The organism is Qingshengfaniella alkalisoli, assembly GCF_007855645.1.
Taxonomy (GTDB): domain Bacteria; phylum Pseudomonadota; class Alphaproteobacteria; order Rhodobacterales; family Rhodobacteraceae; genus Qingshengfaniella; species Qingshengfaniella alkalisoli.
The window spans coordinates 848,951-874,752 of sequence record NZ_CP042261.1; the positions used below are offsets into that span (position 1 = coordinate 848,951).

Below are 25,802 nucleotides of genomic sequence, written 5' to 3' on the forward strand. Positions count from 1 at the left end.
TGTCATAGTATGACACCTTGGGTGGCTTCAGCGCCATTCTGGAGCACGCACACTACACCCGGAGAAATTCTTATTATTAAGAAATTTCAAGGGATAAGTGGCGGAGAGACAGGGATTCGAACCCTGGGACCCCGTGAAGGGTCAACGGTTTTCGAGACCGCCCCGTTCGACCACTCCGGCACCTCTCCGCGAAGGGTCTGGCGGGCGGTTTAGTGAACTGCGCCAGACTGTGCAACCCGTTTTTTGGCTGACGCTGCGAACATCAATTTTGATCGAACGACTTTCCAATCGGCCTTTGCAGGCATAGGATTTGAGAGATCCAACGGAGATACATCATGCGCCTCGTGACAACCGTCGCCTTCTTCATCTTGCTGCCTGTCATCGCATTTGCGCAAGCGTCGTCTCAGGCTGGACGAATCCTTGACGCAATGCGGGTCGATGAGTTGCTGGAAACCCTTCAGCAAGAGGCGATGGAAAACGCGTTGGAACTGGATGAGACCATGCTCGACGGTCGGGGCGGGGATCGCTGGCTGGAAAGGGTCCGCGACATAAACGCACCCAACGCATTGGAGGCGGAGTTACGCCAAAGCTTCACGCAGGCGATGGTGGTTGAGCATGTTGGCGATGTTGCTGCGTTTTTCGAGAGCCCGCTTGGTGCCAAGATCGTCACGCTGGAACTTTCCGCACGTCATGCGCTGCTGGAGCCGGGCATAGAAGATCACAGCCGTACCCAGATCGAGAACGCCGACAGGGCCACCCGTGAGAAGTTACAGCAGATTGAGGAATTCGTTCGCGCCAACGACCTGGTCAACGCCAATGTCGCTGCAGCGATGAACTCGAACATCGCCTTTCTGGAAGGCATGCGGTCGGCAGGGGGCCTGCCGGGCCTCGACGGATCTATCGTCGATATGACGGTAATGCAGGAGCCCGAAATTCGCGAAAGCGCTGAAAGTTGGCTAATGTCGTATCTGTTTCTTGCCTATCAACCCCTTTCAGAACAGGAGTTGGATAGCTATATCGTCTTCTCCGAGACGGATGCAGGGCAGGCGCTGAATTCGGCGTTGCTGACCGCGTTTGATCGGGTGTTTGTTCAAACCTCGCGCGAGACGGGCGAAGCGGCAGGACAGGTGATCGCGTCACGCGATATCTGACCAACCGTGCTTGACATTCAGTCAGTGCTCTATCATACGGCACATTCCGGTCATGGGACCGGAGGAATCACGCTATAGAAGCGCGCTGTCCGAGGCATGTAACGCCGCCTGCAAGCGGGGCCACAGGATGCGGAGACAAAAGGAAGACACGATGTTTGCGGTCCTCAAGACCGGCGGTAAGCAATACAAGGTTCAGAGCGGCGACGTTCTGCGCGTTGAAAAGCTCGAAGCAGCCGCTGGCGAAACTGTACAATTCAACGAAATTCTGATGATCGGTGGCGACGACCTGACGGTTGGCTCCCCCTTTGTCGATGGCGCCGCTGTGAACGCCGAAGTGATCGACCAGATCAAAGGCGACAAGGTCATCAACTTCGTCAAGCGCCGTCGTAAGCATTCGTCCCAGCGCACCCGTGGCCATCGTCAACAACTGACGCTGCTGCGTGTGACAGACATTCTGGCAAACGGTGCGAAAGCACCGGCAAAAGCCAAGAAAGCCGCGCCGAAAGTCGAAGCTGCTGCGGAAACCACTGGCACGAAGCCTGCCAACCTGCTGACCGAAGCCCGCGAAGGCGGTGCAGACGATCTGAAAAAGATCTCTGGCGTCGGTCCGAAGCTGGAAGGCCTGCTGAACGAAAACGGTGTCTACCACTACGATCAGATCGCAGCATGGAACGCCGAAGAGATTGCCTTCATGGACGAGCAACTGTCGTTCAAAGGCCGTATCGAACGTGACGGCTGGACCGATCAGGCGTCCAAGCTGGCTGCTGAAAAGGAGTAATCCCCAATGGCACACAAGAAAGCAGGCGGTTCATCCCGTAACGGTCGCGACTCTGCTGGTCGTCGCCTTGGTATCAAGAAGTTCGGTGGCGAGAACGTCATTCCGGGCAACATCATCGCACGTCAGCGCGGCACCACTTGGTGGCCGGGCGAAGGCGTTGGCATGGGCAAGGATCACACGATCTTCGCAACCGTGCCGGGCAACGTGCAGTTCCGCAAGGGACTCAAGGGCCGCACATTCATCTCGGTCCTCCCGGTAGCGGAGGCGGCCGAGTAAGCCGAAACCTGACAGGTTCAAAGTTTCAGGGGATCGGCGGAAACGCCGGTCCCCTTTCTCTTTTGTCGGATCGGCAAAAGAGGCTACCAGAAGGGGATCGGGCCAAGGTCAGTTAATAGATTTGTGTTCTTGTTTGGTGAATGCAGGATCTCCATCTGAAGAGAAAGCGGCATTTCTACGTCGCGGCATAACGCTACAAGAGGCAGTTCAGCGCATTGAAGCAGCCGGGCAGATACCGGCCTCCCGCTGGTCTCGTGTAATGTTTTGGGAGGATTGAAAGTGAAGATTGAAACGATTGTTAACCAGCCGACGATAGAAGGCGAACGCTTTACCCTGCGTCCACTGCGCCGGTCCGATGAGGGCCTTCTGGACATGTATACCGGAGACGAGCGTGTGGCCAAGAACACACGCAGCATTCCGCATCCATTGCCGCCGGGCACCTCTGCCGCGTTCGTTGATCGTTCGCAAAAGGAAGACCGTACCGAAGACGTCTGGGTTCTTGATGGCTCTGCGCATGGTCTCGCGGAACTACTCGGTGTCGTATCTCTGGAACGGATGGAAAACGACAGATCCGAAATCGGCTACTGGGTCGCGCCGGCCTTCTGGAACACAGGGTTCGCGTCGGAAGCAGTGCGCACGCTGATCGGGGCCAATCCGCACAATTCCAAGACGATCTTCGCCGAAGTCTTCCAAAGCAACCCGGTTTCCGCGCGTGTCCTGACGAATATCGGCTTTGAATATATCGGCGATGCCGAAGCCTATTCCGTCGCGCAGGAACGTACTGTGCCGACATGGACCTATCTCAAGAAGATCGGATGAATCTTGGCCTGCGAGGACAACCTCGCAGTGCCGAACCGTCTCGCCGCTTGAGCCTCATCAAAATTCGAAGTATCGCGCTATCTGAGTTGCCAAGGGCCAGACCATGAAATTTCTCGATCTCGCAAAAGTTTACATCCGCTCTGGTGGCGGAGGGTCGGGGGCCGTCAGCTTCCGCCGCGAAAAGTTCATGGAATATGGCGGGCCTGATGGCGGCAACGGCGGGCGTGGCGGTGACGTCATCGTCGAGGCCGTCGATGGGCTGAACACGCTGATCGACTTCCGCTATCAGCAGCATTTCTTCGCCAAGAGCGGACAGCCCGGTATGGGCAAGCAACGCACCGGCGCAGACGGCGCGGATATCGTTCTGCGCGTGCCTGTCGGGACCGAAGTTCTTGACGAGGATGAAGAAACCGTACTTGCCGATATGACCGAGGTGGGTCAGCGCGTCCATCTGGCGAAGGGTGGCAATGGCGGGTTCGGCAATCTGCATTTCAAGTCGTCCACCAACCAGGCCCCACGCCGCGCCAATCCGGGGCAACCGGGCATTGAGCGCACGATCTGGTTGCGGCTGAAACTGATCGCGGATGCCGGGCTTCTTGGCCTGCCCAATGCAGGTAAGTCCACCTTCCTGTCGGTGACATCCAATGCACGCCCCAAGATCGCGGATTACCCCTTCACGACGCTACACCCCAATCTGGGTGTCGTTGGGGTGGACAACGTCGAGTTTGTCGTAGCGGATATTCCCGGCCTGATCGAAGGCGCGCATGAGGGCAAAGGTATCGGCGACCGCTTTCTTGGTCATGTCGAACGCTGCGCGGTACTGCTCCATCTGGTCGATGGAACGTCGGAAGACGTCGTGCAGGACTACGAGACGATCATCGGCGAATTGGAAGCCTACGGTGGAGTGCTCGCCGAAAAACCACGTCTGACGGTGCTGAACAAGGTCGATGCGCTTGACGATGAGGAGCGTACCGAACGCCAGGTGAAATTGGCCAAAGCATGCGGTGAGCCCGTGATGCTGATGTCGGGCGTTAGCCGCGAGGGCATAACCGAGGTGCTTCGAGCGCTGCGTGATCTGATTGATGAAGACCGCTTGCGGATCAAGCGCGACGCTGAAGAGGAACAGCCTTGGCAGCCCTGAGCGAGGCGAAGCGGCTGGTTGTCAAGATCGGCTCGGCCCTTCTGGTGGATCGCCAGACGGGCCTGCGTCTCGACTGGTTGCGTGGACTGGCGCAGGATATCGCGGATTTGCGCGCGCGTGGCACCGATGTCGTGGTCGTATCCTCCGGGTCCATCGCGCTTGGTCGTCGTGTTCTGGGCTTGCCAGATGGTGCTCTGCCTCTGGAGCAGTCACAGGCGGCGGCCGCAGTCGGGCAGATCCGGCTGGCGCGCGCCTATGAAGAGGCGCTCGGCCCGCACGATCTGACCACGGCACAAGTTCTCGTCACGCTCGAAGACAGCGCCGATCGCCGTCGATACCTCAACAGCCGTGCTACGCTGGGACAACTGCTTTCCCTCGGCGTCGTGCCCATCGTCAATGAAAATGACACGGTGGCCACGGACGAAATCCGTTTTGGCGATAATGACCGGCTGGCAGCGCAGGTCGCCGCGACCATCGGCGCGGATCAGCTTGTGCTTTTGAGCGATGTGGACGGGTTCTATTCGGCCAACCCGTCGCTCGTTTCGACAGCCAAACGGTTCGAGATCATCGAGCGACTGACGCCGGAAATCGAGGCAATGGCGGGAGAGGGCGTGTCGGGCCTGTCACGCGGTGGCATGATCACCAAGCTGATGGCCGCAAAGATCGCAACGGGTGCAGGCTGCGCCATGGTCATCGCGAAGGGTGAACAAAATCGTCCACTTAGCGCATTGCAGAACGGCGCAAACTGCACGTGGTTCTTGCCGGACACCGATCCGCACGCCGCCCGCAAACGCTGGATCGCGGCGATGAAACCACGCGGGCGGGTGCAGGTAGATGCAGGCGCGGCAAAGGCGCTGGCCCGTGGCAAATCGCTTCTTCCCGCAGGTGTCACAACGATTTCGGGCGACTTCGACCGTGGTGACCCGGTGGACATCATCGATATGCAAGGCGTGGCGCTCGGCAAGGGCCTGACCCGTTATACCAGTGCGGAGGCGCGGATTATCAAGGGCTGCCATACAGGTGACATAGAAAAGCTGCTCGGCTATGCAGGGCGTGCCGCGCTGATCCACAGGGACGATATGGTGCTATGAAGGACATCGAAGACATTCAGGCCACGATGGAAGCGATCGGCGTTCGCGCAAAAGTTGCTGCCCGCGAACTGGCCTATGCGCCAGCCGACCAGAAAACGCAGGCGCTAAACGCCGCCGCGGATGCCGTCCTCGCGCGATTGTCCGAGATCCTTGAGGTAAATGAAAAAGACATGGCCTTTGGCCGTGAAAAGGGGCTGACCGACGCGATGCTCGACCGGTTGAAGCTGGATGAGGCGCGTGTGAACTCCATTGTCGATGGGCTACGAGCCGTTGCCGCTCAGGCCGATCCCGTGGGCGAAGTGCTTGAGGAATGGGACCGCCCCACGGGATTGCACATCAAACGTGTGCGTACGCCGCTGGGTGTCGTCGGTGTTATCTATGAAAGCCGGCCCAACGTCACCGCCGACGCTGGCGCGCTGTGTTTGAAATCGGGGAACGCCGTTATCCTGCGTGGGGGGTCGGAAAGCTTCCATAGCTCTGCCGCGCTGCATTCATGCCTGGTGGATGGGCTCAGGGTGGCCGAATTACCCGAGGACGCAATCCAACTGGTGCCGACCCGCGACCGTGCGGCGGTAAGCCATATGCTGCAAATGACGGGTGTGATCGACGTGATCGTGCCCCGCGGCGGCAAGGGTCTTGTTGGCCTGGTGCAGCGCGAAGCACGTGTCCCCGTTTTCGCGCATCTCGAAGGCATTTGTCACATATATGTGGACCGCGACGCAGATATCGAAAAGGCACGTCGCGTGATCCTGAATGCCAAGACACGCCGGACGGGTATCTGCGGCGCCGCGGAATGCCTGCTGATCGATCGCGCGGTTTTCGATACGCACGGGGCGCCGTTTATAGAGGATTTGATTAGAGCTGGAGTCGAGGTGCGCGCCGATGATACTTTGCAAGTGATCAAGGGGACCACGGCGGCGCAAGCCGACGATTTCGGGCGTGAATATCTCGACATGATCATCGCGGCGCGCGTGGTCGACGGCGTTGATGGTGCCATCGAGCATATCTGCGAATACGGCTCCGATCACACGGATTGTATCCTGACCGAGAATGACGAAACGGCAGCGCGTTTTTTCCAGCGTGTCGACAGCGCCATCCTGATGCGCAACGCATCAACACAGTTTGCGGATGGCGGCGAGTTCGGCATGGGCGCGGAGATCGGCATCGCCACCGGCAAGATGCATGCGCGCGGGCCCGTCGGCGCGGCGCAACTGACCAGCTTCAAATACTTGGTCGACGGCGATGGCACGATCCGCAGCTAGGACGGATCAGGTCACGCTCAGCTGCAGGACACTGTCAGAAATTTCGAGACTGAGTTTGCGATTGAACTGGCGGACAGCCTCGGGCAGCAGAACGAATTGAATCTGCGCCGGGGTGACGTCCGGCAGAGTATCGCCACGAAGGGCATTCCAAGCGCGCTGATTGGTTGTCAGTCGTGCGCCCGTGGCGGTGACGCTCCAACAGGATGCGTCCTGCGTCAGCTCGATCGTACCACCATAGGGCAGCGCGGTTTCGGCACACAGATACATCAGGCCGACCAGTTTGGCGTTGTGGCGCGCCAAAGGCGTGGTCAGGGAAACCCTTGTTTTCACTTTTTCATTTGCATTAAGTTTGCCGAATATATCTTTGATTTCATGTATAGAAAGTGTCTGACCTTCACTCGCCGATCCAAATGCCAAACGGTAGAACCGGATACGTGCACTGGCATTGTTCAGACTTTCGGTGATCAGCGCCGCCTCGGGGCCGTCAACGGTATTGCTCATCTGCATCAATTCCAGCCCGTTGCCGATTGCCCCGATGGGGCTTATCAAATCATGGCAGATGCGAGATCCCAAAAGGGCAGTCAGGTCCGGATTGGTCATGTCATGGTCGTCACGCTTGGCTGGTTGGAGATATCAGATGAATTCCTTGTTGGAACCGGGAATGTTTGTGAAGCACCCTGATCACCCCGAATGGGGTATCGGGCAGGTGCAGTCCAATATCGGCGGGCGCATCACTGTAAATTTCCAGCATCAGGGCAAGGTTGTCATCGACGGGTCCCAGGTTGAGTTGCAGATCGAGTTTCTACCATAACTTGTGGCGGTCAAGGTTAATGCAACCTTAAAGGGAACGCCTTCAGGATGTGTTGCATTGACATGCGTGCGACACTAGAAAACGGCTCGATATTGATATGACCCATGGGGATACATGACAACGCGGACGCCTGAATTCGAGGTCAGACTCGCCACCGACACGCGCGAGGTCGAAGCATCGCAGCGTCTGCGCTACGATGTCTTCGTGGAAGAACTTGGCGGCTCAGGCGAGATGGTCGATCACGAAGCGCGGTTGGAACGTGACAAGTTCGATCCTCATTTCGATCACATTCTGATTTTTGACCGCGCCCGCGACAATGACGACAATGAACAGGTGGTCGGCGTCTATCGTGTGTTGCGCGGTGACAAGGCGAAGGAAATCGGCGGGTTCTATTCGGCCGGGGAATACGATCTGTCGGTTCTGGAAACCAGCGGTCGCAACCTGTTGGAACTCGGCCGGTCCTGTCTGCACAAGGACTATCGCGGCGGTTTCGCGATGTATCACCTCTGGACGGGACTCGCGAAATACACGCTGGAGCATGACATCGAAGTTCTTTTCGGGGTTGCCAGCTTCCACGGCACCGATCCGGAGAAGCTAGCAGGTCCACTGTCATTGCTGCGTCATCGGCATCTTGCACCCCCGGAACTGCGGGTCCGTGCGCAGCCCCGGCATTACCAGCCGATGGATCTGCTGGCGGAGAACGATATCGACCGGGCCAGCGCCATGTTGCAGACACCGGCACTTATCAAGGCCTATCTGCGGTTGGGCGGTTTCATCGGCGATGGCGCGTTCATCGACCATGAGTTCAACACGACTGATGTGTGCCTGATCCTCGACACAGCCCGAATGAATGAACGCCAGCGTGCGATCTACACGAGGGATTTGGCTGCGTGATACCCGAACCGATTGGCGAGCCACCGGCACCCGGGGCGTTCTCGGGACTCGACTGGGTGCGCGTTGTGTTGCGCGGCACATTGCTGACACTGGTAACCTTCGGCTGCCTTGCGTTGCTGTTGCTGGTTCGGCTGATCGAACGCCCGATCTTCGGCCTGCGCCGTCCCGTGACGCCTTATATCACCCAGTTCGTTTGCCGGTCGGCCTTTGTCATCTTGGGTATGGGCTTTGCAACCCATGGCCGCCCGATGACTATGAAAGGTGCCGTTGTTGCCAACCACACGAGTTGGCTCGACATCTTCACGCTGAATGCCCGCAAGCGGATCTATTATGTGTCGAAGGCCGAGGTCGCCGAGTGGCCCGCGATCGGTTGGCTGGCGCGTGCAACGGGGACTGTGTTCATCCATCGCGACCCGCGGCAAGCCGCCAGTCAGAAGGAAATGTTCGTCTCGCGCCTGATGGCCGGACACAAGCTGATGTTCTTTCCTGAAGGTACCAGCACGGATGGCCGCCGAGTGCTGCCGTTCAAGCCCACGCTGTTCCAGGCGTTTTTCGAGGACAGGCTACGTGATCAGACGCATATCCAACCTGTCAGCGTCGTTTACCGTGCCCCCGAGGGTCAGCCTGCGACATTCTATGGCTGGTGGGGCGATACGGATTTCTTGTCCAGCCTGTTGAAGGTGCTGGCCGCGCGAAAGCAGGGCCGGGTGGATGTCTATTACCACGATCCTCTGCGCGTCGCCGATTTCGACAATCGCAAGACATTGTCCGTTGCGGCTGAAACCGCCGTGCGCAGCGGGCTGGAAAGCTATCTGCTTGCAGATCAGCCTATCGCCTGAACAAGTAGTTTCAACGCCGCTGCCGGATCATCTTCGCGCCAGATTTCGTCGCCAATCGCGAAAAAATCGGTGATCTGGGCGAGCTGCGCGATGGTCGTGACATCCAGTGCCCCTTCGGCGATCACCGGCATCTCGATCATGTCGGACCACCAGGCGAACAACTCTGCCTCTGCCTTCGACCCATCGCCAAGCACCGTGGGGCCAGCCGGTCCGAAGGACACGTAATCTGCGCCCGCTTCGCCCGCGCTTATCCCGTCGTGGCGCGATGTCCCGCAATAGGCGCCAACGATGGCATCCGCTCCCAGCGCCTTGCGCGTCTTGCGCACCAGTTTCGATCCGTCCAGCAGATGCACACCGTCAAGACCATGCCTTTCGACCAGCTGAACGTGGCTGTCGATCACGAGCGGGATGTCACGCCGATGGGCGACGTCGCGCAGCGCGTCGGCGATCCGACCGATCTCGTCCTCATCCTGCGTTGCCGTGCGCAGGCGCAGACAGGCGATCTCGGTCGTGTCCAATACGCGCGCCAACTGGTCCGGGAAGCTGTCGGGCGACGGGCTGGCCGGCGTCACGAGATAGAGTTGCGGCTGTTCGGTTTCGGCCATGGGACACCTCGATTGTTGATTGTCTCCTAGCTAATGGCGCGTGCCCTCACAACCCCATTGCGCAAATGACGCGAGAGGCTTAGACCCCGCGCCATGCAAGAGAACCCGCAAATCCCCGCTTTCGTGCTGGTGCGCCCGCAGATGGGTGAAAACATCGGTGGTGCCGCGCGCGCCATGTGGAATTTCGGCCTCGACCGGATGCGTGTCGTGGCGCCGCGCGACGGCTGGCCAAACAGCAAGGCGGTCGCGATGGCCAGCGGTGCCGGGCGAATTCTGGATGAGGCGCAGCTTTTCGACACGACCGCCGATGCGATTGGCGATTGCGATTTTGTGCTGGCCACGACGGCGCGGGCGCGGGGGCTGACCAAGCCGGTTCTGTCGCCCGAACAGGCCATGCAGGAAGCGAAGGCGCGGATCGCGGCGGGCGGGCGTGTGTCCGTGCTGTTCGGTCCGGAACGTGCAGGGCTGAAGAACGATGATATCGCGCGGGCCAATGCAATTATTTCCGTGCCTGTGAACCCGGAATTCGCGTCGTTGAACCTGGCACAATGCGTGCTGCTGACGGCGTATGAATGGCGCAGGCAGGCGGGCGATATCGACCATGACCGCGTGGAACTTGCCGGGACCGAATGGGCCAGCGGCGTCGAGATGGAAAAGCTCGCCGATCATTTCGAGCAGCGTCTCGACGATGCAGGGTTCTTCTACCCCGAACAGAAAGCCGAGGGCATGAAGCTGAACCTGCGCAACCTGTGGTCACGCATGCCGTTGACCCGTGCCGATGTGCAGATGTTCCACGGCATGCTGCGCCAGATGGTTCGCTGGAAAGAACGCGGCTGAGCGCGTAGAACCACCCCGATACCTTCGCTGACGAGGACAGCCATGAGCCAGAAACCGCGTAGCATTTTTGAGGAAGTGGGCGAGGGGGATACACCCGGTCGTGCCGCACCGACGCCCGGTCTGATCGACCGTGGGCGCAGTGGCGCGCGCCGTGGAATCCGCATCTGGCTTGGCATCATGTTCGTGCTGGTCGTTCTGATGATTGCCATTGGCGGGCTGACCCGCCTGACTGACAGTGGATTGTCGATCACTGAATGGAAACCCGTCACCGGTGCGATTCCACCAATGAATGACACGGCGTGGCAATCGGAATTCGAAAAGTACCAGCAAATCCCGCAATTTGAGCTGATGAACCCCGACATGACCGTCGAAGGGTTCAAGGCGATCTATTGGTGGGAATGGGGTCACCGCCAGCTTGGGCGTCTGATCGGCGTGGTCTGGGCCTTTGGCTTTTTCGGCTTCATGGCGGCGCGGCAAATTCCGCCGGGCTGGGCCAAGCGGCTGCTTGTTCCCGGTCTTCTGGGCGGCGTGCAGGGCGCGATCGGGTGGTGGATGGTGTCATCCGGCCTTGGCAACGACATGACTTCGGTGGCGTCCTATCGGTTGGCCGTGCATCTGGGGTTGGCCTTCGTGATCCTTGGCGTGCTGGCATGGTACATGATGCTGCTGGCGCGACCCGAGAAAGACCTGTTTGCCGCGCGGCGTTTACGCAATGATAAGCAGTGGGGCATGTCCACCGGTGTCCTTCATCTGGCGATGGTTCAGATCCTTCTGGGCGCGCTTGTCGCGGGCATTGATGCAGGTCGCAGCTTCACTGATTGGCCGCTGATGGCCGGAGAGGTCTTTCCGTCCTCCGCCTTCGCGATAGATCCGCTGTGGCGTAACTTTTTCGAGAACCCCGCATTGGTGCAGTTTATCCATCGTTGCGTGGGGTATCTGCTGTTGATCTTCGGTTTGGTCACATGGAACCGTGGCCGCAAATCATCCAACGGCCATACGCGGATGGCTTTCAACTGGATGGCAGTTCTGCTGTTCGGGCAGGTGGTTCTTGGCATCGGTACGGTGCTTTATGCGGCCCCTGTTCATATTGCCATTCTCCATCAGTTGGGCGCGGTAATCTTGTGGGTCGCCATCCTGCGTGCAAGATTCTTCAGCCGCTATCCTATGCCGCAATCTGTGCGTGGCTGAGGGAACCCGATCGCTGCCGGCAGAGTTTTGTCGAGAGCGTTGAATTTTCCAAAAAATGGACGATATCTTACAACCATGATGACCCAGAGCATGACCGACATCCCGCGCGCACCCCTCTGCCTGACGCGCTCGAAAATCCGTATCAAACAGCCGCTGGCACGCCTGCGCGAAATCGTGATTGCTGGCGCGATCACCTTGCTGGCATTGGCATCGGTTCATGCGCAGGAGGTGCTTCCGGAGTGGTTACCGGACAGTCTTGTTTTCCCGACCGAGTATGAAATCGCGTCGAACCGTGAAATCGGAGAAACCGTGCGCATGCTGTCCGTGGATACGGATGCAGATATTTCCGGCCTTATCGCGAACTGGGAGGCTGCCTTGCAGGAAGACGGCTATGCCATCACGCAGCGGGTGGACGACCTGCTGGACGACACGATCGAGTTCTCGGGTCACGGGATATCGAATGCCAAGATCGTCGCCAAGTCCGCAGCGGGTGGAAACGGCAACCGGATAGAGTTCGACGCAACGCTGGAGTAGCCACGAGATAGCTCTATAAGCGAGCTTGTTGACTTTGCTCCGTCGCGGCAATCAAAATGCGAGCGCATCGCTTAACGCTCTTGGCACCCTCGCTTCCGGGACCGATCTTGATGCTGAGGCACTGATCGCAGCCGACGACAACCGCTGGTCGTTGGGAAGCCGGGAGTGCAATGGCACGACCTGATCGAAATAGCTGAAGGGGGAATGGACGGCCCATCTCTGTCGTTTAACCAGTTTCTTCTTACGATGCGCGTGAATGGATTGGATATTATCCAACCTGGAAGTTTTTCTTGTCCTCGGATGATAAGCTCGACCATCGCTCCGTCCAGGAAACGGGGAGGGCAAATGCGCACCTGTTAAGAGAGCAACGCTACAAGACGCCCGAAACCTGGTGGGCCTACACATCTTTCCCGGCCAGCGCGGCCGAAGGGTATGACACTCTCGGGCAGACCGTGACCAACCTGGCACGCCTCACACACCGCGCTTCCTGCTTGTTGGTGATATGGCACCGAGCCGATTGTATCCACTCCGGTGCGTGCGCCTGCGCTTGATATCACACGCCTCTAATGACCGCCTGGCATTTCCGGCACGTGCTGCGCCCAGTGTTTGAGCATCCGCTGTGAAGCTACCTTGTTTCGGCCGGTAATCGCTATTCCTGCATACGAGCGCGTGGTGGACGATTGCCCGGCTTCAAGCCCGCGTTTTTTTGTTGTGATCAGATTACCGGTTCAATCGCTTGTCCTGGTGATGCACTTGCAGAGCGGGTCGTGTATCGCTTTGACTGATGTTTTTTACTCCTCTGAATGTGTTTTTGCCTATCATTTACGCACCTCCTGATACGGATACATATTTTCAACTAATCGTATGCAATTTTCTTGAAGCAAGGATCTCATCCCGCCAGCCTGATTATATCGTATCCAATTTGTACGAACCTATAATACAATCATGCGCAGGGACGGACATCATGAAGATGAAACACATCATGCTCGCGACGACCGCAGTCATGGGACTGGCGGGGACCGTGCAGGCCGAAAACGTTCTTAGATGGGGTGCCCACCGGGACATCGGTTCGCTTGATCCGTATTCTTACGGCGACAGCTTCACGATTAACGTGCTGAACCATGTCTATGAAGGATTGGTCCGCTACGACCGGGATCTGAAAATCGAGCCCGCCCTGGCGGCGAGTTGGGAGATCCTCGAAGATCAGGTCACCTGGCGCTTCAAGTTGCGCGAGGGAGTAACCTTCCACAACGGCAATCCCTTCACGGCTGCAGATGTGGTGGCGTCGCTGACCCGTGTGAGCGACGAGACCTCGCCACTGAAGGGTAACCTTCCGGCCTATGTAAGTTCAACGGTGGTGGATGACTACACCGTCGACATCACGTTGAACGGCACTTACCCCCTGTTGCTGAACGATCTGACCAACATCCATATATTCGACGAGGAATGGATGACAGAGAATGACGCGCTGATGCCAACGGATATCGGCGCCGGCACCGAGGGCTTCGCGACCTACAACGCCAATGGCACCGGGCCATTCATCGTGGAAAGTCGCCAGCCCGACGCCAAGACAGTGTTCGTGGTGAACCCCGACTGGTGGGATGAAGCCCGGCATAATCTGGATCGGATCGAGTTGACGCCGGTGAATTCCGCAGCGACCCGCGTGGCCGCGCTACTGTCGGGCGAGATCAATTTCACGAACGAGGCGCCGGTGCAGGATTTGCCACGCTTGGAAGCTGCGCCAAACGTGGAATTGCTGGAAGGCGTGGATCTGCGTACCGTGATGATCGGCTTTCCATTCCGCGAGACCCTGACGACGGGCGAGTCCAACCCGTTCTCGGATATCAAGGTACGCGAGGCGCTCTACAAGGCGATCGATCTTGATCTCATCCACCAGAAGGTGATGCGTGGCAAGTCACGTATTGCAGGTGCTACGGTTGCGCCGCCGATTCCTGGCTATGTCGAGACGCTGGACGACGTGCCGGACTTCGACCCGGATTCCGCGAAAGCGCTCCTCGCGGAGGCTGGCGTGCCCGAAGGGTTGGAGTTCGAGTTCAACTGCCTCAGCGATGGGCTGGTGAACGAGGAGCAGTTCTGTCAGGCGATCGCTTCTATGTGGAGCCGTATCGGTCTTGCCCCGAAGCTGGACGTTGCCCCGCGTGCGGTTCAATCGCCCAAGCGCACCAATGGCAGTACAGATGTCTATACGCTTGGCTGGGCGACCTTGCCGATGCTCGACAGCTATTCGCCGTTGCTGCAGATATTCCACTCGAAGGATGGCAATGCGGGCGTCTTCAACTGGGGTGGCTGGTCCTATCCCGAGCTCGATGCGCTGATTGACGCTGCGGGTAGCGAGTTGGATTTCGACAAGCGGATGGCGCTTCAAACCGAAGCGCTGCAGTTGGTGAAGGACGAGATCATCATGATCCCACTCCATCAGCAACCGATGGCCTGGGCCGTGACCGATGAGGTGACCGAGATGCCGTTGTTTCCCGATGCCAAGCCACGCCTTTGGTTCGTTAACGTGAACCCCGCTTCTTGAACGAGATTGCCGGACCGTCTTCGGGCGGTCCGGCGCCCAAAGCGGGCAGAAATTACCCAGATCAATCGGGGGAGCCAAGAGGCTGAGCAATGATTGCATTTCTTCTCAAGAGAACGGCCAACGCCGTATTCGTGATGCTGGCCGTGGCGCTTCTGGCCTTTGTCATTTTTCGCTTCTTTGGCGATCCGGTCGAAATGATGGTCAACGAGCAGGCGACACAGGCCGACCGTGTGGAATTGCGCGAAAGGCTCGGGCTGAACGACGGTTTCCTCACCCAATACACCCGGTTTGTCACCAATGCGGTGCAGGGGAACTTCGGTATTTCCTACCGCAACCAGCAGGACGTGATGGTGCTGATCCAGGATCGGCTTCCGGCCACGTTCGAACTTGTGCTTGTGGCGACGGTAATATCGCTGCTTGTCGGTATCCCGCTGGGGGTGATCACGGCAGTGTATAGAGACTCGCGATTGGCCAATGCCTTGCAGCTCGGGTCAATTGTCGGTGTCTCGTTGCCAAGCTTCGTTGTCGGAATCCTGCTGATCCTCGCCTTTTCCGTCTCGCTGGGCTTGTTGCCAGCCTTCGGACGCGGCGAGACGGTCGATATTGGATGGTGGTCGACAGGTTTTCTGACCCCGTCCGGGCGTGCGGCACTGGTGTTGCCGGCGATCTCTCTCTCGACTTTCCAGGTCACGTTGGTGATGCGTCTCGTACGGGCAGAAATGCTGGAAACCCTGCGCACCGACTACATCAAGTTCGCCCGTGCGCGCGGCGTGCCGACGCGGCGCGTGCAGTGGCGTCATGCGCTGCGCAACTGTCTGATGCCGGTGATAACGCTGACGGGCATGCAAATCGGCAACCTCATTGCCTTTGCGCTCGTGACCGAGACGGTGTTCCAGTGGCCCGGCATGGGCATGCTCTTCATTCAAGCTGTTACCTTCGTCGATATTCCGGTGATGGCCGCCTACCTGATGATCGTGTCTTTCATCTTCGTGGCGCTGAACACCGTGGTGGACATTACCTACGCCTGGGTCGATCCGCGTCTGCGCGATGATACGGTCCGCGCCGGTGGCGCAAATGGCTAAGAGGCAAAAAACCATGACAGAGGCTGCACTCCCCGACCAAGCCGGACAAGACGCTACTTCGATCACGATGCCGAAACCGAGGCTCGCCCTTATCCGTGAAAGTGACTTGTGGTATTCTTTCCGCGCGCACCCTTCGGCGATTTTCGCCGTGGTATTGCTTGCACTGGTGGCGCTCACCGCGTTTCTCGCGCCGCTGATCACACCTCAGAATCCCTATGACTTGGCTGCGCTGGAACTATGGAACGCGGAGATCCCACCGGTCTGGCATGAAGGGGGGCAGTGGCCCTATGTGCTGGGGACCGATACGCAGGGGCGGGATATCCTTTCGGCCATTCTGTATGGCTCGTGCATCTCGCTTGTCATCGGGTTCGCCTCGGTGGTGCTGGCCCTTTCCGTCGGTCTCGCGCTGGGGCTGATCGCCGGGTACTTCGGCGGATGGATCGACAACGTTATCATGCGCGTGGGTGACGTTCTGCTATCGATGCCCTTCATCCTGATCGCGATCTTGATCACCGCTATTGCCACCGCTTCGCTGCCCACGGGTTTGAAGGACGTATTCGCAGCGCCAATCCTTATCGTCGCGATCGCAGTGCCGTCCTGGGTGCAGTACGCGCGCACGGTCCGCGCCTCCGCCATGGTGGAGGCCAAGAAGGAATATGTGCTGGCAGCGCGACTGATCCGGGTGAAGTCCTGGCGGATCATGCTGCATCACATCCTTCCCAACTGCATGACCCCAATCATGGTCGCCGCCACGTTGAACTTTGGCCTTGCGATCCTGTCGGAGGCCACGCTGTCTTTTCTCGGTGTCGGCATGCCGCCTGATCAGCCCAGCCTTGGCACGCTAATCCGGATCGGGAACCAGTATCTCTTCTCCGGACTCTGGTGGATCGTCGTCTTTCCATCGGTTCAGCTATGCCTGATCGTCCTGTCGGTGAACATGATCGGCGATTGGCTGCGCGATGCGCTCAACCCCAAACTACGGTAAGAAATATGACTGCAACTACTTTGAAGAACGTGCGTCCGATGGGCGCGGAAGCCATAGATCTGCATATCGTGGAGGGGCGTTTTGCCAGCGCAGCACCCGAGGGGGAGGCCGAGGTGGTCGATTGTGGCGGGCGTATCCTGGTTCCCGGTTTCGTCGAGGCCCATACCCATCTCGACAAGTCCCTGCTCGGGTTGCCCTGGTACCGCAATGAGGTCGGTCCCCGTCTGATCGACAAGATCGACAATGAGCGGCAGGTCAAAGTTTCACTGGGCCTCGATCCCCAGGTGCAAAGCGAACGCCACGCGATCCTCGCCATGTCGTACGGGTGCACCCATATCCGCAGTCATGTCGATGTGGACACGCATCACGGGTTAGCAGGTATCGAGGGCGTGATGGCCACCCGCGAAAAACTGACCGGCCTGATCGATATCGAGATAGTTGCCTTTCCACAGTCCGGAATGATGCGCCGGCCCGGCACAGCCGAGTTGATGGACGAGGCGTTGTCGCTCGGCGCGGATCTGGTCGGCGGAATCGATCCCTGCGGGATGGAACATGATCCCAAGGGTCATCTCGACACTGTGTTTGCCCTGGCCGAGAAACACGGCAAGCCGGTGGATATTCATCTGCACGAACGCGATGCCCTTGGCTGGTTCTCCATGGAAGAAATCATCGATCGGACAGTGGCTCTCGGCATGCAGGGCAACGTGTCGATCAGCCATGCCTTCTGCCTTGGGGCGCTGGATCGGGCCTACGTGGCGGGGTTGCAGGAAAAACTGGCCGAGAATCGCATTCACATCCTGACCACCGCTCCGGCATCGGCTCCCGTGCCGCTGGTCAAGGAATTGAAGGCTTATGGAATCCTGACCGGCGCGGGCTGCGATGGAATTCGCGACACGTGGGGACCGTACGGCAATTCGGACATGCTGGAAAAGGCCATGCATATCGGGATGCGCAACAATCTGCGTCGCGACGACGAGGTGGAACTGGCGCTCGAAATCTGCACCAAAGGAGGAGCAGCGGTGCTCGGTCTGAAGGATTACGGGCTTGGATTCGGCTGCCGTGCCGACTGCGTGCTTGTCGAAGGCGAAACCCTGGCCGAGGCGGTTGCGCTTCATGCCCCGCGCAAGCTGGTGCTCAAAGGTGGGCGGGTGATCACGCGCGACGGCAAATGTGTGATCGAGGCACCCTGATGGCGGATCGCACGCTCCTGACGGCCCGCTGGGTCATCGGTCACCACGCCGGACGTCATGTCGTTCACGAAAACGGTGTGGTGATCATCGAAGGCGACGTGGTTTTGCATGTGGGCGCGGCCTTCAGCGGCGAGGTGGCGCGGCGGTTCGACTACGGAGAGGCGGTGATCTCGCCGGGCTTTATCGATCTCGATGCGTTGTCCGATCTGGATACGACCATTCTGGGCTACGACAACGGCCCCGCGTGGAAGAAAGGGCGCGTCTGGCCGGAAAGCTACGTCGCCCGTGGACCCTACGAGATGTATTCCGAAGAAGAACTGGCATTTCAGAAGAGGCACGCTTTCGCCCATCTCATCCGGAACGGAGTTACCACGGCACTTCCCATTGCCTCTCTGTTCTACCGCGAATGGGGAGAAACGGTCGCCGAGTTCGACGCGACGGCGGCCGCTGCGGATGAACTGGGCCTGCGGGTCTATCTCGGTCCGGCCTACCGTACCGGGGGTCAGGTGACCGATGCGGCGGGCAACATACGGGCTGTCTATGACGAGGCGCGCGGGCTTGCCGGATTGGCGGGGGCGGCGGAGTTTGCAGCGCGCATAGATGGGCGGGCCAATGGGCGCATCCGCGCGATGTTCTCTCCGGATCGGATCGAGACATGCACCGAGGCTCTTTTGCAGCGCACGACCGCGATTGCCGCAGAGATGGGCGCGCCGGTGCGTCAGCACTGCGCCCAGTCCGCGGTCGAGCTTCGACTCATGCGCGAACAACACGGTTGCGCGCCGATCGAGTGGCTGCACCGGATCGGGGCGCTGCGGGCGAACTGGCTGTTGCCGCACGGCACCCAGGCGACCGAGGCAGAGTTCGACCTGATCTCGCCCAGGCAGGGGCGACGCTTGTCCACTGCCCGCTGGTCTCGGCGCGACATGGTGGTCTGCTGAACAGCTTTCCCGATTGTCGCGCGCGGGGCATCAATATCGGCCTCGGGACTGATACGTTCCCGGCCGACATGATCCTGAATATGCAGCTGGGCATGATGACAGCCCGGATGGCGGCAGGAATGGACCGGATACGTTCTGAGGATATGTTTGATGCGGCTACTTTGGGCGGCGCATCGGCGCTGAACCGCCCGGATCTTGGCCGTCTGGAGGCCGGATCGAAAGCCGACATCACCGTGGTCGACTTCAGCCGAACCTTGCAGGGGTCCGATCCGGTGCAATCGCTGATGACGTCGGCCTCAGGGCGTGACGTCTGCGACGTCTGGATCGATGGGCGACGCGTGATGGCCGATCGCACGATTCCCGGCATCGACGAGGTAGCCGACGCGGCTCGTGCGCAGGCCCAGTTCGACGGTCTGATCGCGAAATACCCCGAACGCACGGTCGGCCATCCGCCACTGCGTGACATCTTCACACCCAGCTATGAGAGGTGCCGACAATGAACGACGTGGTTCTGGACGTTCAGGGTCTGTGTGTCGAGTTTCCGACCAGAAAGAGCGCGCTGACCGCCGTTGATGATATCTCGTTGCAAATTCGACGCGGCGAGATTCTAGGCATCGTGGGAGAGTCCGGCGCAGGCAAATCCATGACAGGCATGGCAATCCTTGGGCTTCTGGAGCCTCCGGGTCGGATCGCTGCCGGGTCGATCCGTCTCTCGGGCGACCGGATCGACAATCTCGATGATCGGGCGATGCAAAGAATCAGGGGGCGGAGGATCGGGGCGATCTTTCAGGATCCGCTGACCTCGCTGAACCCGCTGTTCAGGGTCGGCGATCAATTGGTCGAAACCATCCGCTTGCACACTGCACTCGACAAGAGGCAGGCCCGGGAACGTGCCAAGGGACTGATGCATGAGGTGGGTATCCCGGCCGTCGAGGAGAGGATAGATAACTATCCGCACCAGTTCTCTGGCGGGATGCGTCAGCGGATCGTGATCGCGCTCGCGCTTTGTGGCGAGCCGGAGTTGATCGTCGCCGACGAGCCGACAACTGCGCTCGACGTCTCCATCCAGGCGCAGATCACCGCACTGCTGAAGCGGCTTTGTCGCGACCGAGGCACTGCGGTGATGCTCGTGACGCATGACATGGGCGTTATCGCAGAAACCGCAGATCGGGTTGCCGTCATGTATGCGGGGCGGCTGGCAGAGGTCGGCGCGGTTGACGATGTCGTGCGCCGTCCGCGACACCCCTATACGAAGGGTTTGATGGGCTCGATCCCGTCGCTTCGCAGCGACGTCGAGGAATTGCAGATGATTCCCGGCTCGATGCCCCGTTTGGACGCTATTCCTCAGGGCTGTGCTTTCAATCCACGCTGCGCCAGCGCCGGACCGCGATGCAAACGCGAGCTGCCCCGCATCGCCGATGCTGGACCCACAGGTGCCGCTGCATGCTGGCTTGCAACAGAAGGAGCCGTCGCATGACCATTCGTCCCAACGCCATTCTCGAGGTTGACGCGTTGGAGCGCCGATTCGATGTGTCGGCACCGTGGCTCAACAGGCTGATTGAACGCAAGCCGCGCCGCACGCTGCGCGCTGTGGATGGCGTTGATTTCGTCATCCAGCGCGGGCAAACCTTGGCGCTTGTCGGGGAAAGCGGCTGCGGCAAGAGTACCATCGCCAAGCTGGTGACGGGCCTGCACGCTCCGTCGAATGGCAGCATCAGGTTTCACGGCGATCGCGACAGGCTGCAGATGATCTTTCAGGATCCCTATGCCAGCCTTAACCCCAGATGGCGGGTCGCACGTCTCATCGCCGAGCCGTTGCGCACGCTGCGCCCAGACACGCCCCCCGGCGAGGTTTCCGCACGGGTAGACGAGCTGTTGCGCACAGTCGGACTCGCTCCCTCGGATGGGCTGAAATACCCGCACCAGTTTTCCGGCGGCCAGCGGCAGCGGATTTCGATTGCCAGGGCGCTGGCAGGCGAGCCGGAATTCCTGGTGTGCGACGAGCCGACCTCGGCGTTGGATGTCTCCGTGCAGGCGCAAGTCCTGAACTTGATGAAGCGGCTTCAGAAGCAAATGGAGCTGACCTATCTCTTCATCAGCCATGACCTGAGCGTGGTGCGCCACATGGCCGATGTAATCGCGGTGATGTATCTGGGGAGGATCGTCGAGATCCAGCCCACCGCAGACCTGTTTTCCAACCCCTTGCATCCCTATACGCGCTTGCTGCTGGATACGATACCCGATTTGGAGATGCCGAAGCGTGACCGCAGTCCGATGGGCGGCGAGGTGCCGTCTCCGGTCTCGCCGCCCTCCGGGTGCAGCTTTCATCCGCGTTGCCCCGTGGCGTTTGATCGCTGTAAGGTCGAGCGTCCACAGCGGCGTACAGATGTGTGGAACCGGCGGGTGGCATGTTTTGCAGCCGAACCCGGACACATATGACAAATCCCCTATGCGTTGCCTCATGGAGTTTCCGGACGGATACTCGAAACCCTCGGAACGGAACCCTTCGTCGCTATGGCAGCAAGGAACAGCAGGAATGCCGGTGCGGGAAATAACCAGTTTTCGATGATCTGCGACAGGGTTTCCTGCGCGACCTAGGTAGTCCTATCAGCGATGTACAACGGGTCGAGCGATCTTTATCGAATATCTGGAGAGACCATAGGTTATCGTGAAAGGGCCAGTCTGTTGACTGGCCCAATTCTAGAAACTGTCGCTGCCTTGCTGATAGCCTTTCACAAGGTTGCCAAAGCGAGTAAAACGACCTTCGAAGCTTAGTTCTACGGTTCCGATCGGCCCGTGACGCTGCTTGCCGATGACAACCTCGGCCTTGCCGTGGACACGTTCCATGGCTTCCTGCCACTTCGCCATTTCTTCCAGCTTGTCGTCGCCCGGCTTCTCGCGTTCCTTGTAGTACTCTTCACGGTAAACGAACATCACGACGTCGGCGTCCTGCTCGATCGAGCCCGATTCACGCAGGTCCGACAGTTGCGGTCGTTTGTCGTCGCGGTTTTCGACTTGGCGCGACAACTGCGACAGCGCGACCACCGGAATATCCAACTCCTTGGCGATGGCCTTCAGGCCCTGCGTGATCTCGGACACCTCGTTCACACGGCTGTCCTTTGCGGTCGCGGGGCGCACAAGCTGCAGATAGTCCACGAAGAGCGCATCCAACCCATGCGTCCGCTTCAGGCGACGTGCGCGGGCGGCCAGCTGGCTGATGGGCAGGGCGGGGGTGTCGTCAATGAACAGCGGACAGGATTCCAGCGTTTTGGCGGCCTCGACAAACCGGCGGAATTCTCCTTCGGTCATGTCGCCGCGCCGGATCTGCTCCGATGGAACTTCAGCGGCTTCCGACAGAACCCGCGCGGCCAGTTGCTCGGCCGACATTTCCAGGCTGTAAAAGCCCACGACGCCGCCGTTGACGGTGCCTTCGGTCCCGTCAGGCAGCATGCCCTTCCTGTAGCTCTTGGCGATATTGAATGCGATATTCGTGGCAAGCGAAGTCTTACCCATCGACGGGCGTCCCGCCAGGATCAGAAGGTCGGAACGGTGCAATCCGCCCAGCTTCTTGTCCAGGTCTTCCAGCCCCGTGGAGACCCCCGCAAGCCCGCCGTCACGCTGATAGGCGGCGTTGGCAACATAAACAGCATCTGTCACGGCCCGCAGGAAGGACTGGAACCCGCTATCCGTCTTGCCTTGCTCGGACAATTTGTAAAGCTTCTGCTCGGCTTCGACGATCTGGTCGCGCGGCTCGCTTTCGACATCGACCTTGCCCGCGCGATCCGCAATGTCACGGCCCAGCCCGATCAGTTCGCGCCGGATCGCCATGTCATAAATGAGTTGCGCATAGTCCTTCGCCGCGAAGGTCGAGATTGCCGCGCCGGCGAGTTTCACCAGGTAGGATGCGCCGCCAAGTTCTTTCAGCCCTTCGTCATCTTCGAGAAAGCTTGCAAGCGTGACCGGGGTGACCAGCGCGTTCTTGGCAATCCTGCTGGCGGCGACCTCGAAGATTCGCGCATGCACCGGGTCATAGAAATGCGTAGGATTCACAACCGGTGCGATACGGTCGTAGATCTGGTCGTTGGTCAGCAACGCACCCAGAAGCTGCTGCTCTGCTTCGATGGAGTGCGGTAGCGTCCCCTCGTCAACGCCGGGACGTGTTGCCGAAGACGCTACCGCCATGCCTGTCATGTCATTCATGCCTGCCTCCCCGCTCGGACCCTGCCTTTTTTATATGACCACGGCTGATACGCTGTCGGGCACATGCAAGGCAATCGGGATATCCCTGTGGGTAACCTGTGGGTAAATTTTGCTCGGTTCTGCCTACCTCATCTTGCGGGACAGACCCCCATCACGTCAAGATATCGCTGCACAAGCAAGGCTTCGCCGAGCGAAATAATTCATTTGGCGGTTACCTTCCGGCCTTGTCTGTGAGTCGTTCATCCCTGTCGCGCCTCTTGCCATTCACGCGGCGCGTTCAGGAAGGTCTCAACTTCGGACAAAGTTTCGCCATCGAAGGCCTCGCTCGCCTTGGCCTCCGCCAGAACGTCATGCCACGTGCACAGCGAATGCAGCTTCACGCCGTGATCGCCCAGCGTCTTTTCCGTCTCCGGGAAGATGCCGTAATAGAAGATCACCGCCGTGTGACCGCAGCTTGCGCCGGTGTTGCGGATGGCATCCACGAAGCTCAGCTTGGACCCGCCATCCGTGGTCAGATCCTCGACCAGAAGAACCCGGTCCGATTCGTCCATCACACCTTCGATCCGTGCGTTGCGGCCGTAGCCTTTGGGCTTCTTGCGCACATAGGTCATCGGCAGGTCCATGCGTTCCGCGACCATCGCGGCAAAGGGAATGCCAGCCGTTTCGCCGCCAGCGATGTTGGTGAAGGCTTCAAAGCCGGCGTCACGCATCACGGTGCAGGTCAGAAAATCCATCAATGTAGACCGGATGCGCGGGTAGGAGATCAACTTGCGGCAGTCGATATAGGTCGGAGATGGCAGGCCGGAGGCCAGCGTATAGGGTTCCGCCGCATTGAAATGTACCGCCTTGATTTCCAACAGCATCCGCGCGGTCAGCCGGGCGATTTCGTCTTTCGGGGGGAAGGAAGTGGGCAGCATCGGATCTATCTTTCGAGTTGGAGCAAGGGTGTGTCGCGGAGCACGATTTGTGCCAGTTCTTCGGGTGGCCGATCATTTGTGTCCAGGGACAGGTCGGGGTCCGGAGCGGAGTGGAGAATGCCGACAAGTTCGGCCGCGCGTGCCACATGCCAGTTCAGCGTTTCACCTGTCTCGCGCATTGCAAGTCGGCTCGCGATTGTCATGTCATCGGCCAAAAGCATGACATGCGTTACGTGATCTGCCTTGAGTGCCAACTGGATACGATCAATATCCTCCTGGGTTTCGCAAACCCGCGCAACGATGAAGACCTCAATCCCGAGCGACGCGTAGCCGGGCTGCAAAGCACGAAGCTGGCTCGCAGCGAAGATCGCGGCAAACGGGTCTGATGCGTCACGCGGGTAAAACTGCGTCAAGGCATCAAGGTCGATTTGCGCGTGCGCGATTTCCTGCTGCTCAAGCAATTTGCCGAGGGCGGCGGCAAGTGATGATTTGCCGACGCCGCATGGCCCATTGATGAGAAGTAACCCTGTGGGCATGGTTGATCAGCTTACCCGCCAGTGCAACGGGAAGCCGGGATCGAAGACGGTGATGGGGCCGTCTTCGGTGTCGATCTTGTCGGGGTAGCTGACCGCATCGCCCTTTGTCAGGGTGATGGTCGCGTCATTCGCGGGCAGACCGTAGAAAGCGGGACCGTTCAGGCTGGCGAAACCTTCCAGCCTGTCCATGGCGCCCGCTTGCTCGAACACTGCGGCCAGGCAGGACATGGTATTGGTGGCGGTGAATATCCCGGCGCAGCCGCAGGCGCTTTCCTTGTTGGGATCGGTGTGCGGCGCGCTGTCGGTCCCAAGGAAGAATCGCGGGTCACCCGACGTCGCCGCCTTGATCAACGCGTCACGATGCGCCGCACGCTTGGCCACTGGCAGGCAGTAGTAGTGCGGCTTGATTCCACCCACGAGGATGTGGTTGCGGTCTATGATCAGATGATGCGTCGTGATCGTTGCGCCGATCGAACCCTCCGGCTGCGATTTGGCATAGTCTACACCGTTACTCGTCGTGATGTGCTCCATTACGACTTTCAGTTCCGGAACGCGGGTCCGCAGCGGGTCGAGTATGCGGTCGATGAACACGGCTTCACGGTCGAAGATGTCGATCTCCGCATCCGTCACTTCGCCATGGACACAGAGCGGCAAGCCGATCTCGGCCATTTTTTCAAGAACACCCTGCACCTTGTCGAAGTCGCGCACGCCCGATGCGGAATTGGTCGTGGCACCTGCGGGATACAGCTTGACCGCGCTGATCAACCCGCTTTCGCTGGCTGCGGCCACATCGGCGGGGTCGGTATCTTCGGTAAGATACAACGTCATCAGGGGGCGGAAATCCGCGCCATCGGGCAGGGCGGCCATGATGCGGTCGCGATAGCCTTCGGCGTCGGTCGCGGTCACGACCGGCGGCACGAGGTTCGGCATGATGATGGCGCGCCCGAAATGGCGTGCGGTTTCGGGAAGGACCGCACGCAGCACCGCGCCATCGCGCAGATGCAGGTGCCAGTCGTCGGGGCGGCGGATCGTCAGGGTCTGGGTCATGGCAGTGGGACTACACGAAAACAGATATGACGCGCCAGAGGCATCATGCCGTCGAGAGATGCCAAATAAACAGGCATTGCGCGAAATTCTGTGCGCTTGGGGTGCAATCATGGGGGAGATGCTGTTGCGGCCCGCGCGC

Annotated in this window: 27 protein-coding genes and 1 tRNA gene; 21 read left to right on the forward strand and 7 right to left on the reverse strand. The window is 59.5% G+C overall.

The genetic code is table 11. The features are described from left to right. Positions 1 to 98 precede the first annotated feature (98 nt). Positions 99 to 188, reverse strand: a tRNA-Ser gene (locus FPZ52_RS04400). 147 nt (positions 189 to 335) lie between these two features. Between FPZ52_RS04400 and FPZ52_RS04405 the strand changes: the two genes are divergently transcribed. The 7 genes from FPZ52_RS04405 to FPZ52_RS04435 all read left to right on the forward strand — a co-directional run bounded on the left by FPZ52_RS04405 (position 336) and on the right by FPZ52_RS04435 (position 6,518). After that, positions 336 to 1,151 (forward strand): DUF2059 domain-containing protein, encoded by an 816-nt coding sequence (locus FPZ52_RS04405; protein WP_146364072.1) that lies wholly within the window; start codon positions 336 to 338, stop codon positions 1,149 to 1,151. A gap of 151 nt (positions 1,152 to 1,302) precedes the next feature. Further along, a complete protein-coding gene (locus FPZ52_RS04410) occupies positions 1,303 to 1,929 on the forward strand; it encodes a 50S ribosomal protein L21 (RefSeq protein ID WP_146364074.1) in 627 nt (208 codons plus the stop codon). A gap of 6 nt (positions 1,930 to 1,935) precedes the next feature. Next, positions 1,936 to 2,205, forward strand: a complete 270-nt coding sequence (rpmA, locus tag FPZ52_RS04415; protein ID WP_146364076.1) for a 50S ribosomal protein L27 — start codon at positions 1,936 to 1,938, stop codon at positions 2,203 to 2,205. Between the two features lie 279 nt (positions 2,206 to 2,484). Next, positions 2,485 to 3,024, forward strand: a complete 540-nt coding sequence (locus tag FPZ52_RS04420) for a GNAT family N-acetyltransferase (protein WP_146364078.1) — start codon at positions 2,485 to 2,487, stop codon at positions 3,022 to 3,024. Between the two features lie 103 nt (positions 3,025 to 3,127). After that, entirely contained in the window at positions 3,128 to 4,165 is a 1,038-nt protein-coding gene (gene obgE / locus FPZ52_RS04425; protein WP_146364080.1) for a GTPase ObgE, read from the forward strand. After that, a complete protein-coding gene (gene proB, locus FPZ52_RS04430; protein ID WP_146364082.1) occupies positions 4,153 to 5,256 on the forward strand; it encodes a glutamate 5-kinase in 1,104 nt (367 codons plus the stop codon). The genes obgE and proB overlap by 13 nt, the downstream gene beginning before the upstream one ends. Further along, positions 5,253 to 6,518, forward strand: coding sequence for a glutamate-5-semialdehyde dehydrogenase (locus FPZ52_RS04435; RefSeq protein WP_146364084.1), 1,266 nt, complete (start codon positions 5,253 to 5,255; stop codon positions 6,516 to 6,518). The genes proB and FPZ52_RS04435 overlap by 4 nt, the downstream gene beginning before the upstream one ends. A gap of 6 nt (positions 6,519 to 6,524) precedes the next feature. Here the strand turns inward: FPZ52_RS04435 and FPZ52_RS04440 are convergent, their stop codons facing one another. Further along, a complete protein-coding gene (locus FPZ52_RS04440; protein ID WP_240804420.1) occupies positions 6,525 to 7,025 on the reverse strand; it encodes a histidine phosphotransferase family protein in 501 nt (166 codons plus the stop codon). 130 nt (positions 7,026 to 7,155) lie between these two features. Here FPZ52_RS04440 and FPZ52_RS04445 point away from each other — a divergent pair, with 130 nt between their 5' ends. The 3 genes from FPZ52_RS04445 to olsA all read left to right on the forward strand — a co-directional run bounded on the left by FPZ52_RS04445 (position 7,156) and on the right by olsA (position 9,062). Then, complete coding sequence (locus tag FPZ52_RS04445) at positions 7,156 to 7,329, forward strand: DUF3553 domain-containing protein (RefSeq protein WP_146364088.1); 174 nt, start codon at positions 7,156 to 7,158, stop codon at positions 7,327 to 7,329. Positions 7,330 to 7,443: 114 nt separating this feature from the next. Then, the gene (gene olsB, locus FPZ52_RS04450) at positions 7,444 to 8,223 is read left to right on the forward strand and encodes an L-ornithine N(alpha)-acyltransferase (protein ID WP_146364090.1); all 780 of its coding nucleotides are present in this window, start codon (positions 7,444 to 7,446) and stop codon (positions 8,221 to 8,223) included. Then, on the forward strand, positions 8,220 to 9,062 hold the full coding sequence (olsA, locus tag FPZ52_RS04455) for a lyso-ornithine lipid O-acyltransferase (protein ID WP_146364092.1): 843 nt from the start codon (positions 8,220 to 8,222) through the stop codon (positions 9,060 to 9,062). Before olsB ends, olsA begins: the two co-directional genes overlap by 4 nt. Here the strand turns inward: olsA and FPZ52_RS04460 are convergent. After that, positions 9,047 to 9,667 (reverse strand): thiamine phosphate synthase, encoded by a 621-nt coding sequence (locus FPZ52_RS04460; RefSeq protein WP_146364094.1) that lies wholly within the window; start codon positions 9,665 to 9,667, stop codon positions 9,047 to 9,049. The two genes, olsA and FPZ52_RS04460, sit on opposite strands and share 16 nt — an antisense overlap. A 93-nt stretch (positions 9,668 to 9,760) precedes the next feature. On the opposite strand from FPZ52_RS04460, the gene FPZ52_RS04465 reads away from it, so the two are divergent. The 11 genes from FPZ52_RS04465 (at position 9,761) to FPZ52_RS04510 (ending at position 21,402) form a co-directional block, all read left to right on the forward strand. Beyond that, positions 9,761 to 10,504 (forward strand): RNA methyltransferase, encoded by a 744-nt coding sequence (locus FPZ52_RS04465; protein WP_146364096.1) that lies wholly within the window; start codon positions 9,761 to 9,763, stop codon positions 10,502 to 10,504. 42 nt (positions 10,505 to 10,546) lie between these two features. Further along, on the forward strand, positions 10,547 to 11,692 hold the full coding sequence (gene ctaA, locus FPZ52_RS04470) for a heme A synthase (protein ID WP_146364098.1): 1,146 nt from the start codon (positions 10,547 to 10,549) through the stop codon (positions 11,690 to 11,692). A gap of 90 nt (positions 11,693 to 11,782) precedes the next feature. Next, the gene (locus FPZ52_RS04475; protein WP_146364100.1) at positions 11,783 to 12,226 is read left to right on the forward strand and encodes a hypothetical protein; all 444 of its coding nucleotides are present in this window, start codon (positions 11,783 to 11,785) and stop codon (positions 12,224 to 12,226) included. 964 nt (positions 12,227 to 13,190) lie between these two features. Next, on the forward strand, positions 13,191 to 14,768 hold the full coding sequence (locus tag FPZ52_RS04480; RefSeq protein WP_146364102.1) for an ABC transporter substrate-binding protein: 1,578 nt from the start codon (positions 13,191 to 13,193) through the stop codon (positions 14,766 to 14,768). A gap of 89 nt (positions 14,769 to 14,857) precedes the next feature. Continuing rightward, positions 14,858 to 15,850 carry an ABC transporter permease gene (locus tag FPZ52_RS04485; protein WP_146364104.1) on the forward strand — a complete coding sequence of 331 codons (993 nt, stop codon included), beginning with the start codon at positions 14,858 to 14,860 and terminating at the stop codon, positions 15,848 to 15,850. 13 nt (positions 15,851 to 15,863) lie between these two features. Next, positions 15,864 to 16,835, forward strand: a complete 972-nt coding sequence (locus FPZ52_RS04490; protein ID WP_168201262.1) for an ABC transporter permease subunit — start codon at positions 15,864 to 15,866, stop codon at positions 16,833 to 16,835. Positions 16,836 to 16,840: 5 nt separating this feature from the next. After that, positions 16,841 to 18,025: an amidohydrolase family protein gene (locus FPZ52_RS04495; protein WP_146364106.1), complete on the forward strand. Its 1,185-nt coding sequence runs from the start codon at positions 16,841 to 16,843 to the stop codon at positions 18,023 to 18,025. Then, positions 18,025 to 18,963 carry an amidohydrolase family protein gene (locus FPZ52_RS19380; RefSeq protein WP_205758604.1) on the forward strand — a complete coding sequence of 313 codons (939 nt, stop codon included), beginning with the start codon at positions 18,025 to 18,027 and terminating at the stop codon, positions 18,961 to 18,963. Before FPZ52_RS04495 ends, FPZ52_RS19380 begins: the two co-directional genes overlap by 1 nt. Beyond that, positions 18,957 to 19,463, forward strand: coding sequence for an amidohydrolase family protein (locus FPZ52_RS19385; protein WP_276617450.1), 507 nt, complete (start codon positions 18,957 to 18,959; stop codon positions 19,461 to 19,463). The genes FPZ52_RS19380 and FPZ52_RS19385 overlap by 7 nt, the downstream gene beginning before the upstream one ends. Further along, a complete protein-coding gene (locus tag FPZ52_RS04505) occupies positions 19,460 to 20,440 on the forward strand; it encodes an ABC transporter ATP-binding protein (protein ID WP_146364108.1) in 981 nt (326 codons plus the stop codon). Before FPZ52_RS19385 ends, FPZ52_RS04505 begins: the two co-directional genes overlap by 4 nt. After that, the gene (locus FPZ52_RS04510) at positions 20,437 to 21,402 is read left to right on the forward strand and encodes an ABC transporter ATP-binding protein (RefSeq protein WP_146364109.1); all 966 of its coding nucleotides are present in this window, start codon (positions 20,437 to 20,439) and stop codon (positions 21,400 to 21,402) included. The genes FPZ52_RS04505 and FPZ52_RS04510 overlap by 4 nt, the downstream gene beginning before the upstream one ends. Before the next feature lie 261 nt (positions 21,403 to 21,663). Here FPZ52_RS04510 and FPZ52_RS04515 read toward each other — a convergent pair whose 3' ends face one another. The 4 genes from FPZ52_RS04515 to pyrC all read right to left on the reverse strand — a co-directional run bounded on the left by FPZ52_RS04515 (position 21,664) and on the right by pyrC (position 25,663). Next, complete coding sequence (locus FPZ52_RS04515; protein WP_146365656.1) at positions 21,664 to 23,154, reverse strand: replicative DNA helicase; 1,491 nt, start codon at positions 23,152 to 23,154, stop codon at positions 21,664 to 21,666. 248 nt (positions 23,155 to 23,402) lie between these two features. Next, positions 23,403 to 24,080 (reverse strand): orotate phosphoribosyltransferase, encoded by a 678-nt coding sequence (locus FPZ52_RS04520; RefSeq protein ID WP_146364111.1) that lies wholly within the window; start codon positions 24,078 to 24,080, stop codon positions 23,403 to 23,405. A 5-nt stretch (positions 24,081 to 24,085) separates the two neighbouring features. After that, entirely contained in the window at positions 24,086 to 24,616 is a 531-nt protein-coding gene (locus FPZ52_RS04525; protein WP_146364113.1) for a P-loop NTPase family protein, read from the reverse strand. A 6-nt stretch (positions 24,617 to 24,622) separates the two neighbouring features. Beyond that, the gene (pyrC, locus tag FPZ52_RS04530) at positions 24,623 to 25,663 is read right to left on the reverse strand and encodes a dihydroorotase (RefSeq protein WP_146364115.1); all 1,041 of its coding nucleotides are present in this window, start codon (positions 25,661 to 25,663) and stop codon (positions 24,623 to 24,625) included. Positions 25,664 to 25,802: the final 139 nt, after the last annotated feature.

Excerpts from the sequence above, each read along its gene's own strand:
- FPZ52_RS04405 (WP_146364072.1), top strand. The coding sequence starts at position 336 with ATGCGCCTCGTGACAACCGTCGCCTTCTTCATCTTGCTGCCTGTCATC.
- FPZ52_RS04410 (WP_146364074.1), top strand. The coding sequence starts at position 1,303 with ATGTTTGCGGTCCTCAAGACCGGCGGTAAGCAATACAAGGTTCAGAGC.
- rpmA (WP_146364076.1), top strand. The coding sequence starts at position 1,936 with ATGGCACACAAGAAAGCAGGCGGTTCATCCCGTAACGGTCGCGACTCT.
- obgE (WP_146364080.1), top strand. The coding sequence starts at position 3,128 with ATGAAATTTCTCGATCTCGCAAAAGTTTACATCCGCTCTGGTGGCGGA.
- FPZ52_RS04435 (WP_146364084.1), top strand. The coding sequence starts at position 5,253 with ATGAAGGACATCGAAGACATTCAGGCCACGATGGAAGCGATCGGCGTT.
- FPZ52_RS04440 (WP_240804420.1), bottom strand. The coding sequence starts at position 7,025 with ATGCAGATGAGCAATACCGTTGACGGCCCCGAGGCGGCGCTGATCACC.
- FPZ52_RS04445 (WP_146364088.1), top strand. The coding sequence starts at position 7,156 with ATGAATTCCTTGTTGGAACCGGGAATGTTTGTGAAGCACCCTGATCAC.
- olsB (WP_146364090.1), top strand. The coding sequence starts at position 7,444 with ATGACAACGCGGACGCCTGAATTCGAGGTCAGACTCGCCACCGACACG.
- FPZ52_RS04460 (WP_146364094.1), bottom strand. The coding sequence starts at position 9,667 with ATGGCCGAAACCGAACAGCCGCAACTCTATCTCGTGACGCCGGCCAGC.
- FPZ52_RS04465 (WP_146364096.1), top strand. The coding sequence starts at position 9,761 with ATGCAAGAGAACCCGCAAATCCCCGCTTTCGTGCTGGTGCGCCCGCAG.
- ctaA (WP_146364098.1), top strand. The coding sequence starts at position 10,547 with ATGAGCCAGAAACCGCGTAGCATTTTTGAGGAAGTGGGCGAGGGGGAT.
- FPZ52_RS04475 (WP_146364100.1), top strand. The coding sequence starts at position 11,783 with ATGACCGACATCCCGCGCGCACCCCTCTGCCTGACGCGCTCGAAAATC.
- FPZ52_RS04480 (WP_146364102.1), top strand. The coding sequence starts at position 13,191 with ATGAAGATGAAACACATCATGCTCGCGACGACCGCAGTCATGGGACTG.
- FPZ52_RS04485 (WP_146364104.1), top strand. The coding sequence starts at position 14,858 with ATGATTGCATTTCTTCTCAAGAGAACGGCCAACGCCGTATTCGTGATG.
- FPZ52_RS04490 (WP_168201262.1), top strand. The coding sequence starts at position 15,864 with ATGACAGAGGCTGCACTCCCCGACCAAGCCGGACAAGACGCTACTTCG.
- FPZ52_RS04495 (WP_146364106.1), top strand. The coding sequence starts at position 16,841 with ATGACTGCAACTACTTTGAAGAACGTGCGTCCGATGGGCGCGGAAGCC.
- FPZ52_RS19380 (WP_205758604.1), top strand. The coding sequence starts at position 18,025 with ATGGCGGATCGCACGCTCCTGACGGCCCGCTGGGTCATCGGTCACCAC.
- FPZ52_RS04505 (WP_146364108.1), top strand. The coding sequence starts at position 19,460 with ATGAACGACGTGGTTCTGGACGTTCAGGGTCTGTGTGTCGAGTTTCCG.
- FPZ52_RS04510 (WP_146364109.1), top strand. The coding sequence starts at position 20,437 with ATGACCATTCGTCCCAACGCCATTCTCGAGGTTGACGCGTTGGAGCGC.
- FPZ52_RS04515 (WP_146365656.1), bottom strand. The coding sequence starts at position 23,154 with ATGACAGGCATGGCGGTAGCGTCTTCGGCAACACGTCCCGGCGTTGAC.
- FPZ52_RS04520 (WP_146364111.1), bottom strand. The coding sequence starts at position 24,080 with ATGCTGCCCACTTCCTTCCCCCCGAAAGACGAAATCGCCCGGCTGACC.
- FPZ52_RS04525 (WP_146364113.1), bottom strand. The coding sequence starts at position 24,616 with ATGCCCACAGGGTTACTTCTCATCAATGGGCCATGCGGCGTCGGCAAA.
- pyrC (WP_146364115.1), bottom strand. The coding sequence starts at position 25,663 with ATGACCCAGACCCTGACGATCCGCCGCCCCGACGACTGGCACCTGCAT.